The organism is Capnocytophaga sp. oral taxon 338 str. F0234 (genome assembly GCF_000192225.1).
Classification (GTDB): Bacteria; Bacteroidota; Bacteroidia; order Flavobacteriales; family Flavobacteriaceae; genus Capnocytophaga.
In genome coordinates, this window is sequence record NZ_GL872413.1 from 1,042,306 (window position 1) to 1,043,725 (window position 1,420).

The window sequence follows — 1,420 nt, forward strand, 5'->3', positions numbered from 1 at the left end:
CACTTTTATTATATCATTTTCCTTATAAATTCTTACAAAAGAACTATTATTCCTATATACAAGATTTTCTTTATTTAATTTTAAATTACCTTGTAACACTTTCCCCTCACTTTTCACGATATATTCAAACATTTTTTGTGCTTCTGTTTGATTTATTGTCCAAGAAGTAGATTTTGATAATTTAGAATCTATAATAACAATGTCTAAAATTTCGACATCTCCATCTATAATTTTTTTAACAGCAACAAAATCAGGTTTAAAATATTCACCTGCTTCTTTACAAGGATATTTTCCTGATATACAAAGTTTAACATTACTCAAAATTGTTCTACTATCTAAATCAGGAATTTTATTCTTTAACATCATATAAACATCAGAAGTCTTATCTTTCAATTTAAGTAAACAAAAACTTTCAAACTCTCTGCCTTCTTTTGTCATTTCCTTAAAGAAATTACTTTTTCCCCATTTTGTCCAAGAACTATTTTCTTTAGAAAGTTTAAAGGCATAGGCGGGGTCTTCTTTTATCAGTTTCCATTTAAGAAAATCGTCTTCTGCCTTTAAAAGCTGTCTTAATTCACCTCCTGTAGATTTAGATGATAAATCTTTGTGCAAATTTTTTAATAAATCATCATCCCATTGGTTAAGTAAATGTTTGACCTCTGCTGAAAGAGATGTATTGAAAAAGGTGTCAATTTCATCTATTTCTGATTTTAGATTTTTTTCTAAAGATAGTACTACCTTTTCACCTTTGGAATAAACTCCTATATTAGCTTTTTTAGCATCGTTGTTAACTGTGATATAAACGTTTTCTAAAGTGCCTATTTTTTTGTATCCTAATGTGTTATCAACTATTATAACACTTGGTGTAAGGAGTAATTTTTGACCGTTAAGAGCATCTAAATAGCGCAAAGAAGCTATTTCATACTCCATATTAGCTGCTACTATATAGGCTTTTAAATCATTTTTAACTTTTGCAGTTGCTCCCTGAACAATTTGTTTAAACGAAGATATTATTAACTTCGTTAATATTTTTTAAAAACACTTATTCTGCAATCACTTACACATTGTAAATAGGTTTTGTATTGTCTAAAACTTGTTTAAGTTCTTTAGAGGCATTGTAATATCTTTGTACATCTATACTTTCTGGGCGCATTTTTAATATCTCTTCCCGCCTATTTACAAATTTAGTCATAAAATCTTCATAACTATTATCATTACAAAGTCTTAGAATAACAGCTTTCTTAAATTGCCAGAATTGCCCTAAAATTTCTGACAACTCCTCCCGTTCTGTTTTATCTTTAATATACTCATATAAAACATTTAAATCTTTCCATTTTTCAAAGAAAGGAAGGGCATCTGTATTAAAAAATGATGTTAATCTATTTATAAGATTTTCTACATCAAATTCAGTTTCTATAAA

Annotated in this window: 1 protein-coding gene and 1 pseudogene; both read right to left on the reverse strand. The window is 27.7% G+C overall.

All coding sequences use genetic code 11. The annotated features are described in order from the left end of the window. Window positions 1–930: hypothetical protein (locus HMPREF9071_RS04815; RefSeq protein WP_009745460.1), on the reverse strand; the 930-nt coding region annotated here is incomplete at its 3' end. 127 nt (window positions 931–1,057) lie between these two features. After that, a pseudogene (locus tag HMPREF9071_RS04820) lies at window positions 1,058–1,420 on the reverse strand (hypothetical protein); the annotation flags it as partial.